This is a genomic window from Thermobifida alba (assembly GCF_023208015.1).
Classification (GTDB): domain Bacteria; phylum Actinomycetota; class Actinomycetes; order Streptosporangiales; family Streptosporangiaceae; genus Thermobifida; species Thermobifida alba.
This window is the reverse complement of record NZ_CP051627.1, coordinates 3,402,061-3,415,683: the sequence shown is the minus strand read 5'-3', so window position 1 is coordinate 3,415,683 and position 13,623 is coordinate 3,402,061. Positions and strand designations below refer to the sequence as shown.

General features: G+C 72.7%; 13 protein-coding genes. 7 read left to right on the top strand and 6 right to left on the bottom strand.

Features of this window, described 5'->3' with window-relative positions:
* Positions 1 to 167 precede the first annotated feature (167 nt).
* On the top strand, positions 168 to 1,877 hold the full coding sequence (locus FOF52_RS15105; protein WP_248590603.1) for an AMP-binding protein: 1,710 nt from the start codon (positions 168 to 170) through the stop codon (positions 1,875 to 1,877).
* A gap of 26 nt (positions 1,878 to 1,903) precedes the next feature.
* Here FOF52_RS15105 and FOF52_RS15100 read toward each other — a convergent pair whose 3' ends face one another.
* A complete protein-coding gene (locus FOF52_RS15100; RefSeq protein ID WP_248590602.1) occupies positions 1,904 to 2,647 on the bottom strand; it encodes a hypothetical protein in 744 nt (247 codons plus the stop codon).
* Between the two features lie 556 nt (positions 2,648 to 3,203).
* Between FOF52_RS15100 and FOF52_RS15095 the strand changes: the two genes are divergently transcribed.
* The 6 genes from FOF52_RS15095 to FOF52_RS15070 are packed head-to-tail and all read left to right on the top strand — an operon-like array spanning position 3,204 to position 8,417.
* Positions 3,204 to 4,610 carry a sensor histidine kinase gene (locus tag FOF52_RS15095; protein ID WP_248590601.1) on the top strand — a complete coding sequence of 469 codons (1,407 nt, stop codon included), beginning with the start codon at positions 3,204 to 3,206 and terminating at the stop codon, positions 4,608 to 4,610.
* Entirely contained in the window at positions 4,610 to 5,023 is a 414-nt protein-coding gene (locus FOF52_RS15090; RefSeq protein WP_248590600.1) for a roadblock/LC7 domain-containing protein, read from the top strand. Before FOF52_RS15095 ends, FOF52_RS15090 begins: the two co-directional genes overlap by 1 nt.
* Complete coding sequence (locus tag FOF52_RS15085; protein ID WP_248590599.1) at positions 5,020 to 5,376, top strand: DUF742 domain-containing protein; 357 nt, start codon at positions 5,020 to 5,022, stop codon at positions 5,374 to 5,376. Before FOF52_RS15090 ends, FOF52_RS15085 begins: the two co-directional genes overlap by 4 nt.
* Complete coding sequence (locus FOF52_RS15080; protein ID WP_248590598.1) at positions 5,357 to 5,950, top strand: GTP-binding protein; 594 nt, start codon at positions 5,357 to 5,359, stop codon at positions 5,948 to 5,950. The genes FOF52_RS15085 and FOF52_RS15080 overlap by 20 nt, the downstream gene beginning before the upstream one ends.
* Positions 5,947 to 7,191: a cytochrome P450 gene (locus FOF52_RS15075; protein WP_248590597.1), complete on the top strand. Its 1,245-nt coding sequence runs from the start codon at positions 5,947 to 5,949 to the stop codon at positions 7,189 to 7,191. Before FOF52_RS15080 ends, FOF52_RS15075 begins: the two co-directional genes overlap by 4 nt.
* On the top strand, positions 7,191 to 8,417 hold the full coding sequence (locus FOF52_RS15070) for a cytochrome P450 family protein (RefSeq protein WP_248593876.1): 1,227 nt from the start codon (positions 7,191 to 7,193) through the stop codon (positions 8,415 to 8,417). Before FOF52_RS15075 ends, FOF52_RS15070 begins: the two co-directional genes overlap by 1 nt.
* 70 nt (positions 8,418 to 8,487) lie before the next feature.
* Here the strand turns inward: FOF52_RS15070 and FOF52_RS15065 are convergent, their stop codons facing one another.
* The 5 genes from FOF52_RS15065 to FOF52_RS15045 form a co-directional block, all read right to left on the bottom strand.
* Entirely contained in the window at positions 8,488 to 9,675 is a 1,188-nt protein-coding gene (locus FOF52_RS15065; protein WP_248590596.1) for a glycerol dehydrogenase, read from the bottom strand.
* 33 nt (positions 9,676 to 9,708) lie between these two features.
* Positions 9,709 to 10,587, bottom strand: coding sequence for a bile acid:sodium symporter (locus FOF52_RS15060; protein ID WP_248590595.1), 879 nt, complete (start codon positions 10,585 to 10,587; stop codon positions 9,709 to 9,711).
* Entirely contained in the window at positions 10,587 to 12,008 is a 1,422-nt protein-coding gene (locus FOF52_RS15055) for a sulfatase-like hydrolase/transferase (RefSeq protein ID WP_248590594.1), read from the bottom strand. The genes FOF52_RS15060 and FOF52_RS15055 overlap by 1 nt, the downstream gene beginning before the upstream one ends.
* A gap of 94 nt (positions 12,009 to 12,102) precedes the next feature.
* Positions 12,103 to 12,381, bottom strand: a complete 279-nt coding sequence (locus FOF52_RS15050; protein ID WP_248590593.1) for a hypothetical protein — start codon at positions 12,379 to 12,381, stop codon at positions 12,103 to 12,105.
* Between the two features lie 524 nt (positions 12,382 to 12,905).
* The gene (locus FOF52_RS15045; RefSeq protein WP_248590592.1) at positions 12,906 to 13,577 is read right to left on the bottom strand and encodes a TetR/AcrR family transcriptional regulator; all 672 of its coding nucleotides are present in this window, start codon (positions 13,575 to 13,577) and stop codon (positions 12,906 to 12,908) included.
* Positions 13,578 to 13,623: the final 46 nt, after the last annotated feature.

Sequence of the window (13,623 nt, the reverse complement as noted above, 5' to 3'; positions counted from 1 at the left end):
CGATGGGTCATCGCGACAGTGGTGCGGATCACGTTACCCCATTTCGGGGGTGGTGCCCCGGTTCGCTCCCGGAACAGGATGCCCCCGAGAGGCAGGAACGGCCGTGCCGCGGGGACGGGGACCCCGCGGCACGGCCTCCGTCGAGAGCAGAGCACCGAGGGGGAGACGTGACCACCGGTTCCGCCACCGAGAGTTACCGCCGGGCCCGCGACACCCTGCTGCGGCTGTCCGGCGACCACCGAACCGCCGTCGAGACGTTCCGCTGGCCCGACCTGGGCCCCAGGTTCAACTGGGCGGTCGACTGGTTCGACAGCTACGCGCGGGACAACGACGCCACGGCGCTGTGGATCGTCGAGGAGGACGGCAGCGAGGCGAAGTACACCTTCGCCGACATGGTCCACCGGTCCGACCAGGTCGCCGCCTGGCTGGCCGAGCAGGGCGTGGCCCGCGGCGACCGGGTGCTGCTCATGCTCGGCAACCAGGTGGAACTGTGGGAGACGATGCTGGCGGTGATGAAACTCGGCGCGGTGATCATGCCGACCACCACCGCCCTGGGCCCGGCCGACCTGGTGGACCGGGTGACCCGCGGCGGCGCCCGCCACGTCGTCACCTCCGCCGCGAACACGGCGAAGTTCGCCGAGGTGCCCGGCGACTACGGCCGGATCGTGGTGGACGGCGACGTGGCCGGCTGGGCCGACTACCGCGCCGCCCGCGCGATCGCCGAACCGAAGGTGAAGCACCCGGAGACCGCGCCCGACGACCCGCTGCTGCTGTACTTCACCTCCGGTACCACCAGCCGCCCCAAACTGGTGCGGCACACCCAGGCCTCCTACCCGCTCGGCCACCTGACGACGATGTACTGGCTGGGGCTGCGCCCCGGCGACGTCCACCTCAACATCAGCTCGCCGGGCTGGGCCAAGCACGCGTGGAGCTGCTTCTTCGCGCCCTGGATCGCCGAGGCCACCGTCTTCGTCCACAACTACTCCCGGTTCGACGCCGCCGCGCTGCTGGAGCAGATCCGCCGGGCGGGGGTCACCACCTTCTGCGCGCCGCCGACCGTGTGGCGGATGCTCATCAACGCCGACCTGTCGGGCGGCCCGGGCCGGCTGCGGGAGGTCGTCGCCGCGGGCGAGCCGCTCAACCCCGAGGTGATCGAGCAGGTGCGCCGGGCCTGGGGACTGACCCTGCGCGACGGCTACGGGCAGACCGAGATGACCGCCGTCGTCGGCAACGCCCCCGGCTCCCCGGTCAGGCCCGGGTCGATGGGCCGTCCCCTGCCCGGCTGCCCGGTGGTGCTCGTCGACCCCCGGAGCGGACGGCCCGCCGAGGAGGGCGAGATCTGCCTCGACCTGTCCGCGCGTCCGGCGATGCTGATGACCGGGTACCAGGACGATCCCGAACGCAACGCCGAGGCGATGGAGGGCGGCTGGTACCACACCGGCGACGTCGCCCGGCGGGACGCGGACGGCTTCATCACCTACATCGGACGCACCGACGACGTGTTCAAGGCCTCCGACTACAAGATCAGCCCGTTCGAGCTGGAGAGCGTGCTCATCGAGCACCCGGCGGTGGCGGAGGCGGCGGTGGTGCCCGCTCCCGACCCGGTGCGGCTGGCGGTGCCCAAGGCGTACGTGTCGCTGGCGCCCGGGCACGAGCCGACGCGGGAGACCGCGCTGTCGATCCTGCGCCACGCCCGGGAGAACCTCGCGCCGTTCCAGCGGGTGCGCCGACTGGAGTTCGCGGAGCTGCCCAAGACGGTCTCCGGCAAGATCCGCCGGGTGGAACTGCGGCGGCGTGAGGAGGAGTTCGCCGACGGAGCGGCCGGTGCGGTCCCGGGGGAGTGGCGCGACGACCAGTTCCCCGAACTGCGCCGGTAGAGCGGGCGGCGGGGTCCCGGCCCGGGTCAGCGCGGCGGGAGCAGGCCCTGCCCGCCCTGCGCGAGCAGGGCGGGCAGGGCGCGGACGCTCCCGACCGCCCCGGTGGCCGGGTCGAACAGCGCGTCGTCCCGGAAGCAGTAGTGGAGGCGGCTCCAGACCGTCCAGGCGCGCTCCTGGGCCGGCCGGACGACCTGGACGTAGTGCCGCTGCTCGCGGCGGCCGGACACGACCAGCGCCGCACCGGAGGCCGCGCAGGCGACGCAGAGCAGGGCGGTGAGCAGGACCTCGACCGACTCGGAGTCCACGGGCAGGGACAGCAGGAAGCCCAGGATGAGCACGGAGAAGCCCACGGCGAACAGGAAGAGAAGGATGACCACCCCAGAGGGGAGGTCGGTGACGCTCCACAGCCAGGCGAAGAAGAGGAGGAACGCCCCGATCCACACGAGTGCCGGCTCGACGGTGACGAGGATGGGGAGGAACAGGGCGAGGAGGCCGATCGTGGGCGCCGCCTGGCTGGGCGGGCGCACGTAGGGGAACTGCAGCTGCTCGGCCAGTCTCGTCGTGTGGGTCGCGTGGAAGCTGTGGTGGCTGACCGAGTCGACCGTCGCGTGGTGGGCCGAGGGGCCGAGAAAGCTGGTCGGGGCGGGAATCGCGGCGGTTCCGGAGGTCTGGGTCGTCCCGTGCCCGGTCGTGGTGGCGGTTCCGGAGCGCACGATCGCGGAGAGCCGGGCGGAGCGGTCCTGCTCGCCGCAGATAGGACAGTTCGCCATGTCGTCCAGGGAGTCGGTGCGTGGTCCCCGCCAGAATAGCCGCGCCGGGGCGGCGGGTCCCGGCCGTGGCCGGAAGCGGACGGCCGGCCCCGGCTGCCGGGAGGATTCCCCGGTCGTCGCGGGTGGCCGATGACGATCCGGGGATTCGGCGGGATCACGCGGGGCCGGGTCGGTGTGCGGGTGGGCACCCCGAATGGGCGGATGATGGGATGAATGGCGGCGAAGAAAGGAAGGCCGGATCCCGTATCGGCGATAGGTGCCATTTCTGCTGTTCAATGCGGTGCAATCGGGGTGTGTCGGTTGATTGGATATTCAACCACCAATAATTCACGTTGTGAGAGCTTTGGGGGCGCTGTGGGCTCGGCTATGCTGCCGCAGTGGCGGTGAGGCGTCCCGAAGGCCGAAAAGTCATGGAATCGGGACGGGAGGGCGATCCTCTCTCGGAGTCCATTTCATGACAATGAATCCATATTTTTTGGTCTCCGAAGGATGGCGGCGTCAACCGTTGCTGACCCCCTTCCCCACATTTCAGTGACGTGCCTGAACGCGGACCACAATGACTTCTCCGAAAACTGCCCGACCCAAAGCGGGTGCAACGCCGCTGGGTGTCCCCCTTCTCTCGGCCTCCGTGGCCCTCGTGGTCGCGGGATGGGCCTGGGCCGCGTGGAGTGTCCCCTCCTCCGACCGGCTGCCCCTGCTGCTGGCGGGCGGAGCCTCCGTCGCCCTGCTGATCACCTTCGGAGCGGTCGTGCGCCACCAGGCGGTACGGGCCGACCGCGCGGCGGCCCGCGCCGACCGGATCGCCGCCGACGCGCGGCGACTCGTCGACGAGGCCGTTCCCGCCGTGGTGCGGCGGGTGCGCTCCGGCTCCTCCGCGGCCACCTCCCTCGACGGCGTCGACCAGACCGTCGACTCCGTCCACCGCACCGTGCTGGAGACCGTCGCCACCGAGATCGCGCGCAGCGAACGCCAACGCGTCGCCGCGATGGCCGCGTGCGCCACCGCGGCCGGGCGGGTCCAGGCCATCACCACCGCGATGGCCGCCGACCTGCGCGAGATGCAGCAGCGCCACGGCAACGGAACCCCCGGCGTCGACATCCTGGGCGACCTGATGCGCCTGGACCACAGCACGGCCCAGGCGGGACGCGTCGCCGACAGCATCGCGGTGCTCACCGGGGCCCGCAGCGGACGGCGCTGGACCCGCCCCATCCCCATGGAGAGCATCCTGCGCGGCGCGATGGCGCGCATCGGCGACTACCAGCGGGTGCGCTGCCACTCGGCGTCCACCCTCGCCGTCGCCGGGTACGCGGCCGAGGGCGTCATCCACGCCCTCGCCGAGCTCCTCGACAACGCGGCCAAGTTCTCCCCGCCCACCTCCGAGGTCCACGTCTACGTCGAGGAGGTGCAGGCCGGCGCCGCACTCATCGTCGAGGACGGCGGACTCGTCATGAGCGAGGAGGCCCTGCGCCGCGCCCGTGAGGCCGTCGCCAACGGCGGCGACCTGGCCAACCTCTCCGGAACCCGGCTCGGCCTGGCCGTGGTCGGCAGCCTCGCCCGCAAGTACGGCCTGTCGGTCTCCTACCGGCCCTCCTCCCGGGGCGGCACCGCCGCGGTCCTCCTGCTGCCGCAGCGCATCCTCAAACCCGCCGAACCCGTCGCGCCGAACGCTCCGCAGGCCCGACCGCGCCGGGAGCCGGCCCGGCGCCGCCCCGTCCCCGGTCCCAGCCCCGCCCCCTCCGAGGGGACCGCGCCTCCCGAGTCCGCCGCGCAGCCCGCCGTCCACAGCGACAGCGGCCTGCCGATGCGCCGCCGCGGACAGACCCTCGCGGCGGCCCAACGCAGACAACAGACACCGACGCCGCCCGCCCGGCGCACGCCGGCCACCCCCGCGGAGGGCTTCGGGGCTTTCCGTGCCGCGGTACGCAAGACGACCCCTAACCGGACGCAGGAGGACGAATCCTGATGGATCTCGCCAAGCTCAGCTGGCTCCTGGAGAAGCTGCTGGAACGCACCCCCGGCACCCGCCACGCCCTCGTGCTCTCCCGCGACGGCCTGAAGCTGTGCCACACCGCCGGTCTCGGCACCGACCAGGCCGACCACCTGGCGGCCATCGCGGCGGGCATGCAGAGCCTCGCGCACGGCGCGTCCATGGAGTTCGGCGACGGGGCCGGCGGCGTCCGCCAGGCCATGGCCGAGTTCTACGGAGGGCTGCTGTTCATCGTCGAGGCGGGCGCGGGCGCGCACCTGGCGGTCATCGCCGGAGAGGAGGCCGATCCCGGGCTCACCGGACACAACATGAACGAGCTCGTCGAACAGATCGGCGAGCACCTCAGCGTCGGAGCCCGCACCGCCGAACCGCTTTCCGGCCGAGCATGAGCAGAGCCATCGACCGGGAAGGACCCGACCGCCTCTACGTCATCACCTCCGGACGCAGCCGGGGCGGGGACGAGGCGCTCGACGCGGTGACACTGATCGTCGCCGAGTCCGACCCGCTCCCCGGAATGCAGTCCGAGCACGTCCGCATCCTGCGGATGTGCCGGCGTCCCACGGCGGTCGTGGAGATCGCCGCCCGGCTCGAACTGCCCGTCACCGTGGTCCGCATCCTGCTGACCGACCTGCTCGACGCCGGACACGCCACCGCCCGCCACCCCGCCGCCGCGGACCCCGCGACGGCCTCCGTTTCCCCGGCCGTGCTGGAGAAGGTCCTCGTTGCACTCCACAACCTCTGATTCGACAGCGCTGCCCGCCACAGCCGCCCACGGGCTGAAGATCGTCGTCGTCGGCGGATTCGGCGTCGGCAAGACCACCCTGGTGCGCGCGGTCAGCGAGATCCGCCCCCTCAACACCGAGGAGACGATGACCCAGGCGGGAGCCGGGGTGGACAGTCTCCACGGCGTCCCCGGAAAGAGCACGACGACCGTGGCCTTCGACTTCGGCCGCATCACCGTCGACGAGACGTTCGTGCTGTACCTGTTCGGAGCCCCCGGGCAGGAGCGCTTCTGGTTCCTGTGGGACCGGCTGTTCACCGGGGCGCTCGGCGCGGTCGTGCTGGTCGACGCCCGGCGCCTGGAGGACTCCTGGTACTCCATCGACCGGCTGGAAGCGCAGGGCACCCCCTTCGTCGTCGCCCACAACGACTTCGGCAGCCCCCACACCCTCGACCAGATCCGCACGGCCCTCGACCTGGACCCCTCGGTGCCCCTGGTGGGCTGCGACGCCCGCGACCGCGAGTCGGTCAAACGGGTGCTGGTCACCCTGGTCCAGCACGTGATGGCCGCCACCGCGCAGGAGGTCGTCCGATGAGCACGCGGTACGACGCGGCCGGCGACCGCCCCGCCGCCTTCCGCCTGTACGGGCCCCGGTTCCAGACCAGGCCCGCCGAACTGTACCGGCAGATGCGCGCCCAGTACGGTCCGGTCGCCCCGGTACTGCTGGACGGCGACATCCCCGCCTGGCTGGTCATCGGCTACCGGGAACTGCACCACGTGCTCAGCCACCCGGAGGTGTTCGCCCGCAGCTCCCGGCGGTGGAACGCCTGGGACCGGGTCCCCGAGGACTGGCCGCTGCGGCCCATGGTGATGCGCACCCCCACCGTCCTCTACTCCGAGGGCGAGGAGCACCGCCGCCGGGCCGCCGCCATCGGCGACGCGCTCGCCGGAGCCGACCAGCACGAGGTCCGCCAGTACGCGGTGCAGGCCGCCGACCGGCTGATCGACGGGTTCTGCACCGCGACAAAGGCCGACCTGCGCGCCGACTACGCCGCGCGGCTGCCCGCCGTGGTGCTGGGACGGCTGTACGGACTCGACCGGGAACACGCCGAAGTCCTCGCCGACGCCATGACCACCATGATCGACAGCGGACCCGACGCGGTGCGGGCCCAGCAGTTCCTGCTGAAGACCATGGGGGAGCTGGTGGCGGCCCGCCGGAAACGGCCCGGCGCCGACGTGGTGTCCCGGATGATCGGCCACCCCGCCGCCCTCCGCGACGAGGAGCTCATCCCCGACCTGGTGGTGGTGCTGGGCGGGGGACACCAGCCCACCACCGAGTGGCTCGGCAACACCCTGCGCCTGATGCTCACCGACGACCGGTTCGCGGCGTCGCTGACGGGGGCGCGGCGCAGTGTGCGCGAGGCGCTCACCGAGGTGCTCTGGGAGGACACCCCCACCCAGAACTACCTGGGCCGCTACGCCGTCCACGACATCGAGCTGGGCGGACAGCTCATCCGCGCCGGGGACCTGCTGCTGCTCGGCCTGGCCGGAGCCAACAGCGACCCGCGGATCAACCCCGACCCCGACGCCCCCACGGGCCGGGGGAACCAGGCCTACCTGTCGTTCTCCCACGGCGATCACCGCTGCCCCTACCCCGCCCAGGAACTCGCCGAGATCATCGTCACCGCCGGCGTCGAGGTGCTGCTGGACCGGTTGCCCGACGTGGAACTCGCCGTCGGGGTCGACGAACTGCGCTGGCGCCCCTCCCCCTGGATGCGCGGCCTCGTCGCGCTTCCGGTCGTCTTCACCCCCGTACCCCCCACTGGAGGTCAATGATGACTTCGCCCACCGACACCCCGATCGTCCTCGATCCCTACGTTTCCGACCTGGAAGGTGAACGCGAACGCCTCCACGAGGCCGGCCCCATCGCCTGGGTGGAGCTGCCCGGCGGCGTGCGGACCTGGTCCGTCACCCACCACCAGGCCGCCCGCGAGCTGCTCACCGACTCCCGGCTGTCCAAGAACATGGCGCACTGGGGAGCCTTCAACCGCGGTGAGATCTCCCCGACCTGGCCGCTGCTCAGCGTCATCCCCCCGACCCCGACCAACCTGCTGGGCGCCGACGGCGCCGACCACAAGCGGCTGCGGGCCCTCACCGCCCAGGCGTTCACCCCCCGCCGGGTGGAGCAGCTGCGGCCCCGCATCCGCGAGATCACCGCGGAGCTGCTGGACGCCCTGGAGGAACGCGCCGACCAGGTGCAGGACCTCAAGAGCGAGTTCTCCTTCAAGCTGCCGATGAGCGTCATCGGCGAACTGTACGGGGTGGAGGAGGCGGCCCACGGACAGCTGCGCGGCCTCTACGACAAGTTCTTCAGCTCCGTCACCGCGCCCGAGGACTTCGTCGCCACCCGCGACGCGCTGGTCAACTTCTACCTCGACCTGATGGCGAAGAAGAAGGCCAACCCCGGCGACGACCTCACCACCGCGCTGCTCCAGGCCGACGCCGACGGCGACTCCCTGACGGACGAGGAGGTGCTGGGCACGCTCCAGATCGTGGTGGCGGCCGGGCACGAGACCACCGTCAACCTGCTCACCAACACGGTGCGCGCCCTGCTGCGCCACCCCGACCAGCTGGAGCTGCTGCGCGCGGGCAAGGCCACCTGGGAGGCGGCGGTGGAGGAGTCGCTGCGCTGGGACCCGCCCACCACCAACTTCATCTTCCGCTTCGCCACCGAGGACATCGAGTACGGCGGCGTGACCATCGCCGCGGGCGACTCGGTGATGATCTCCTACGGCGCGATCGGCCGCGACCCGGCCCACCACGGGGAGGACCCCGAGGTCTTCGACATCACCCGGTCGGCCGGCCGCCACATCTCCTTCGGCTACGGCCCGCACGTGTGCCCCGGGGCGCCGCTGGCCCGCCTGGAGGCGCAGGTCGCGCTGCCCATGCTGTTCGAGCGCTTCCCCGACATGAGGCTGGCGGTGGCCGACTCCGAACTGGTGCCCAACCCGTCGGTGATCGTCAACAGCCTCAAGGAGTTCCCGGTCGTCCTGCGTCCCTGACCCCGGCCGGGCCCTGCTTCCGACGTGGGGGCCCACGGCCGCGGGCCCCCACGTCGGAAGTGTCGCGCTCTCAGGCCATGCGGGCGGTCGGAACCTTCACCCGGTGCTGCTCCGGAGCCTGCGGCTCGGGCAGGCCGGCCTCGGCGCGCACCGACCGCCCCAGGGCCTCCACCGACGTCAACGCGTCCAGGACGTCCTCGGCCACCACCGGGAACGGCAGGTTGTGGATGGTCTCCTCCGGCGCGGTCGCGGCCTCCACCACCGTGCGCAGCACCTCCTCGTCGACGTCGCCCAGCCCCGCCTCGGTGAGCGTGGTGGGCAGCCCCAGGCGGGCGGTGAACTCGACGAACTCGCGGATCTCCGCGCTGGGCGCCGCCTCCAGGACGAGCTGGGTGATCGACCCGATGTTCACCTTCTCGCCGTGCGCCAGGTGGTGCGTGTGCGGGACGGCGGTCAGCCCGTCGTGGATCGCGTGCGCCGCCGCCAGGCCGCCCGACTCGAAACCCATGCCGGACAGCAGCGTGTTCGCCTCCACCACCGCCTCCACGGCGGGGGTGACCAGGTTCCGCCGCACCGCCTCGACCGCGGGCAGCGCGTTCTCCCACAGGACGTCCCAGGACAGCCGGGCCAGCGCGATCCCGGCGTGCGTGGCCAGTCCGCCGGCCATCGTCGGGCCGCTGGCGCGCTGTGCCGCGCGGGCCTCGATCCAGGTGGCGAGCGCGTCCCCGATGCCGGAGACCAGGAACCGCACCGGTGCGTCGGCGACGAGCTGGGTGTCGACGAGCACGAGGTCGGGGTTGCGCGTGTAGAACCGGTACGACTCGAACGCGCCCTCCTCGGTGTAGACGACCGACAGCGCCGACGTGGGCGCGTCGGTGGAGGCCACGGTCGGCACGCTCACCCAGCGGACGCCCGCCTCGTCCCCGGCGGCCTTGGCGGTGTCGATGGTCGCGCCGCCGCCCAGGCCGACGACCACGTCGCAGCCGTGCTCGGCGACGGTCTCGGCGACCCGCCGCGCCTCGGCCGCGGTGGGAGTCCCGCCGAACTCCTCGAACCGCACCGGCAGTCCCGCCCGCCGGAACGACTCGGTGACCGTGGCCTCGGTCATCCGCCGTACCACGGCGTCGGTCAGGACCAGCGGGGCGGACCCGATCGGCGCGACGTAGGAGCCGAGGTCGGCGAGCACTCCGCGCCCCTGGACGTACCGTGCCGGAGCGATCAGTGAACGCGTCACCGGTGTCGCGGTCGTCTCGGCCATGCTTCTCCTCCTCATCGAACGGTCGGGGCACCGCTAGCCCGACCCTCCGCCGCGTAAACGGCCCCGGGGCCCCGGGACGCGGCTGCCGGTCCTGCGCAGCACCGCCGCGGCGGGGAAGAGGACGGCGAGCGTCACCAGCGACGTGGCGACCACCATGAGCGTGACGCGGGGGTCGCCGAAGCTCTGCGTGGCCACGACCGTCGCCGCCACGATGTTGCGCTGCGCCGTGCCCAGTGCGAGGGCCGAGCGGACGTCGGGCCGCAGGCCGCCCGTGGCGTAGCCGACGGCGAACGCGCCGACGACCAGGAGGAGTGAGGCGAGCAGTGTGCCCTCCACGACCAGGCCGAGGAGTGCGCGGAGGTTCGCCAGGACCGTGGCCGCCACCAGCGCCAGCAGCGCGACCGTCGAGATCCGGCCCAGGAGCGGCCGCAGCCGCCTCCACCGCGGCCGCCACGTCCCGGCGAGCAGGCCGACGGCCAACGGCAGCAGCATCGTCAGCAGGAGCGGCAGGGCGACGGCCCCCGCGGAGACCTCGGCCCCGGGGGTGAGCAGGGGGACCGTGGCCGGCATGAGGACGACGGTGGCCGGGAGCAGCACCACCAGCAGGGTCGTGCTGAACCCGAGGTCCCCCTCGGCCAGTTCGGTCAGCTTGACCTGGAACGGCGCCCCGGCCGCCGCGGCCACCAGCAGCAGCCCCGTCTCCGCCGGCGGTTCCAGCGGCACCAGCCGGACGACGAGGAGGCCCAGCAGCGGCACCGCGACGAAGTTGGCGGCCAGGACGCGCAGCACCCCGCGGACGTTGCGGAGGCGGCCGAGCAGTTCCCGCAGCGGGTTGGCCAGGCCCGCCGAGAGCATGGACGAGACGGAGAAGGCCACGACCGCCGTCTCCCCCAGGGCGGTGAGGAAGCCCATCAGTCGGGTGCGCTGACGACGGGGCCGCCTTCGGGAGGACGCGGCCGGCCCGGATGGGCGGGCGGGACGGGCAGCAGGCCGGCCGCGGTGCGCTCCCACGCCGCCCGCAGTTCGGCGAGCACGTCGGGGTGGTGCTCGGCGATGTCGGCCCGCTCCCGGCCGTCCACCGTCACGTCGTACAGCAGGTGGTAGTCGCCGAAACGGCGCGGCCAGTTGCCCAGCACGGCGCGGTCGCGTCCGTCGCGCAGGTACTTGAACCGGCCCCGCCGCAGCGCCCCCTGGTTGGAGGTGCGCCAGAACAGGTCGTGGTCGGGGAAGTCCGCCCCGTCCACCAGCCAGGGGAGCAGGTCCACCCCGTCCAGCGGCCAGTCGGGGTGGGGGGCGGTCCCGGCCGCGGCGAGCAGGGTCGCCGTCCAGTCCATGGTGATGACGGGCCGGTCGCTCGCCTGGTTCCCGGCCACCGCGGCGGGCCAGGACAGGATCAGCGGCACCCGGATGCCGCCCTCGGTGAGGTCGCCCTTCTCTCCCACGAACGGCCAGTTCTTCGACCACCGCTCACCGCCGTTGTCGGAGGTGAACAGGGTGATGGTGTGCTCGGCGGCCCCGGCGTCCTCCAGTGCGGCCAGCACCCGCCCGACGCCCTCGTCCAGGGCCTCGACGAGTTCGGCGTACTTGGCCAGGGAGCCGCCGTCCAGGTGCATCAGCGGCGAGTTCTCGCGGTCCTGCCGGTAGCGGCGGCGGATCTCCCGCCCGACCGCGCGGTCCTCGGGGCCCTCCCACGGCCAGTGCGGCGCGGTGTAGTTGAGCTGCACGTAGAACGGGCCGTCGCGGTGGTCGGCGATGTAGGCGGCGGCGCGTTCGGACAGCAGCGACGTGTAGTAGCCCGCCTGCTCGACCGGGGTCTCCCCCTCGTACAGGTCGGGTTCGCCGATGGTGTTGACGTGCTCGAAGTAGTCGATGGCGCCGTCGAGGTTGCCGAAGAAGGTGCCGAAGCCGGAGCGGAGCGGGCTGTACCAGGGCAGCCATCCGCAGTGCCACTTGCCGAACATCGCGGTGGCGTACCCGGCTTCGGTGAGCAGCGACGCCAGGGTGGGGTGGTCGGCGGGGATGCCGTTGCCCGGGGCGTGGGTGGTGAGCGGCTCCTCCAGTCCCGCCTGCAGCCGCCCGGGGAAACGCCCGGTGTACAGGCTGATCCGGGTGGAGGAGCACCACGGCGATCCCGCGTAGCCGTGGGTGAAGCGCACTCCCCGGGCGGCGAGCCGGTCGAGGTTGGGGGTGCGGATGGCCGTCGAACCGTAGCAGCCCAGATCGGCCCAGCCCAGGTCGTCGGCGAGGATGAACAGGATGTTGGGGGGCCGTTCGGGGCGTCCCCGTCCCGTGCTCGTGAAGGTCCGTTCCGCTCCTCCGGCGCTCCCGGTCATGGGGCCTCCCTCCCGTGCTGCTCGGGCGGCGCCCGACTACCCCGTGGGCCCCGCCGTATGCACGGGGTCCGGGGGCGGCCGACCGGGGGACGGGTCAGTGCGGACGGGGACGCAGCTCCCAGGGGCGGGGCCAGTAGCGGCGGTTCGGGTTGCGGCGGGGCAGCCGGGACTTGGGCGCGGTGCGCAGCGTGTGGACCAGTTCGGAGACGGTGGCGGCACACACCAGGACGGCCAGCCCGATGCCCTGGTAGGGGGGTTTGAGGACGGCGGTCACCTCCGGGATTCCGGCGTCGTCGTGGAGCACGCAGATCTCGTAGTGGGGGAACTCCTCGCGGGCGAGTCGCAGGTCCTCGGAGGGAATGAGGTGGTACACGGTCACAAGCCTTCGACGGGGGGACGCCGTAGGAAAGGGCGTGCTGCGGGCGGGCTGGGAGCCCTCCGCGGCGGTGCTGCCACGGAGGGTGTCCGGCCGGGGCCGGGGCGCGGCCGGCCGGGAGGGGTGGACGGACACGACACGAACGGAGCCGGGGCAGGGGTGGTCCCGAGGTCCCGGTCCGCGGGAAGGTTCGTCCGGGTCGCCGGGGCGGGCGCGGTGGGGGCGGGTGCGCGGCTCGGACGCGATCGGTTGGCTTGCCCGATCGCCCGCCGGGGATGGTGTCCACGACGGGGTCCGGAGTGCTCAGGCGACAGGAGGGCACACGGCAGCAACATCCTCCGGGGTGGGAGGAGGGTGGGGTCGGTGCTTACCGGGCCTACTCAAACTCTATCCTGCGGCATGCCAAAAAGTGACGATCTTGGTGGGTTCCGGGGTGAAATCTCACCGTCTCGAACTCCCGTCCCACGACGGCTCCCGTGGAAGCGCCAGCTTCCGGTGTCTTCGCGCCCCCGGGCGTCGGATCATCCGGGGCCTTCGAGGGCACGGCGGGCCAGCCAGCCCAGGGAGCGGGTGATCCGGTCGCGCGGCAGGCCCACGGTGTGGCGCTGGTGGCGGTACAGCTCCGGGTCGAGCGGGGTGAGCAGCACGTCGACGAGCACGTCGGGGTCGGGCGTCCCCGCCGCCACGAGCAGGGTGTGCACGTGGGCACGCCAGAAACCGTAGGCGCCGGTGGCGAACCGCCGCGCTCCGGTCTCCGCGCCCAGAGCCAGCGGCAGGTGGCGTTCCAACAGGTCGACGGCCGCGGTGTAGAAGGCGGCCAGCCGTTCGGCGGGCGGAGCGCCGGGACCGAGCGGTGGAGGGCCGTGCAGCATCGCCTCCTGGAGGCGGCGTTCGTGCTCGTCCAGGAGTGCCACCGCGACGTCGGCAGGAGTGGGGAAGCGGCGGTAGAGGGTGGCCCGGCCCACGCCGGCGGCCTCGGCCAACTGTCCCATGGTGACCGTGCGGGGATCGGCTGTGGCGAACAGGCGCTCGGCGGCGGCCAGGATCCGTTCCCGGTTGTGCGCCGCGTCGGCGCGTTCTCTGGTGCGACGCCGGGGCCTGCGGGGAGGCGTTGACGGCTCGCCGGTCGAAGAGCCGTCGGCGGACCGGAGGTCCAGCGGGTTCGGGTGGCTCGACTCGTCGCCATCGTTCATGAACGACACCCTATCTTTCGCCGCACATTAAATGGACATATTGACC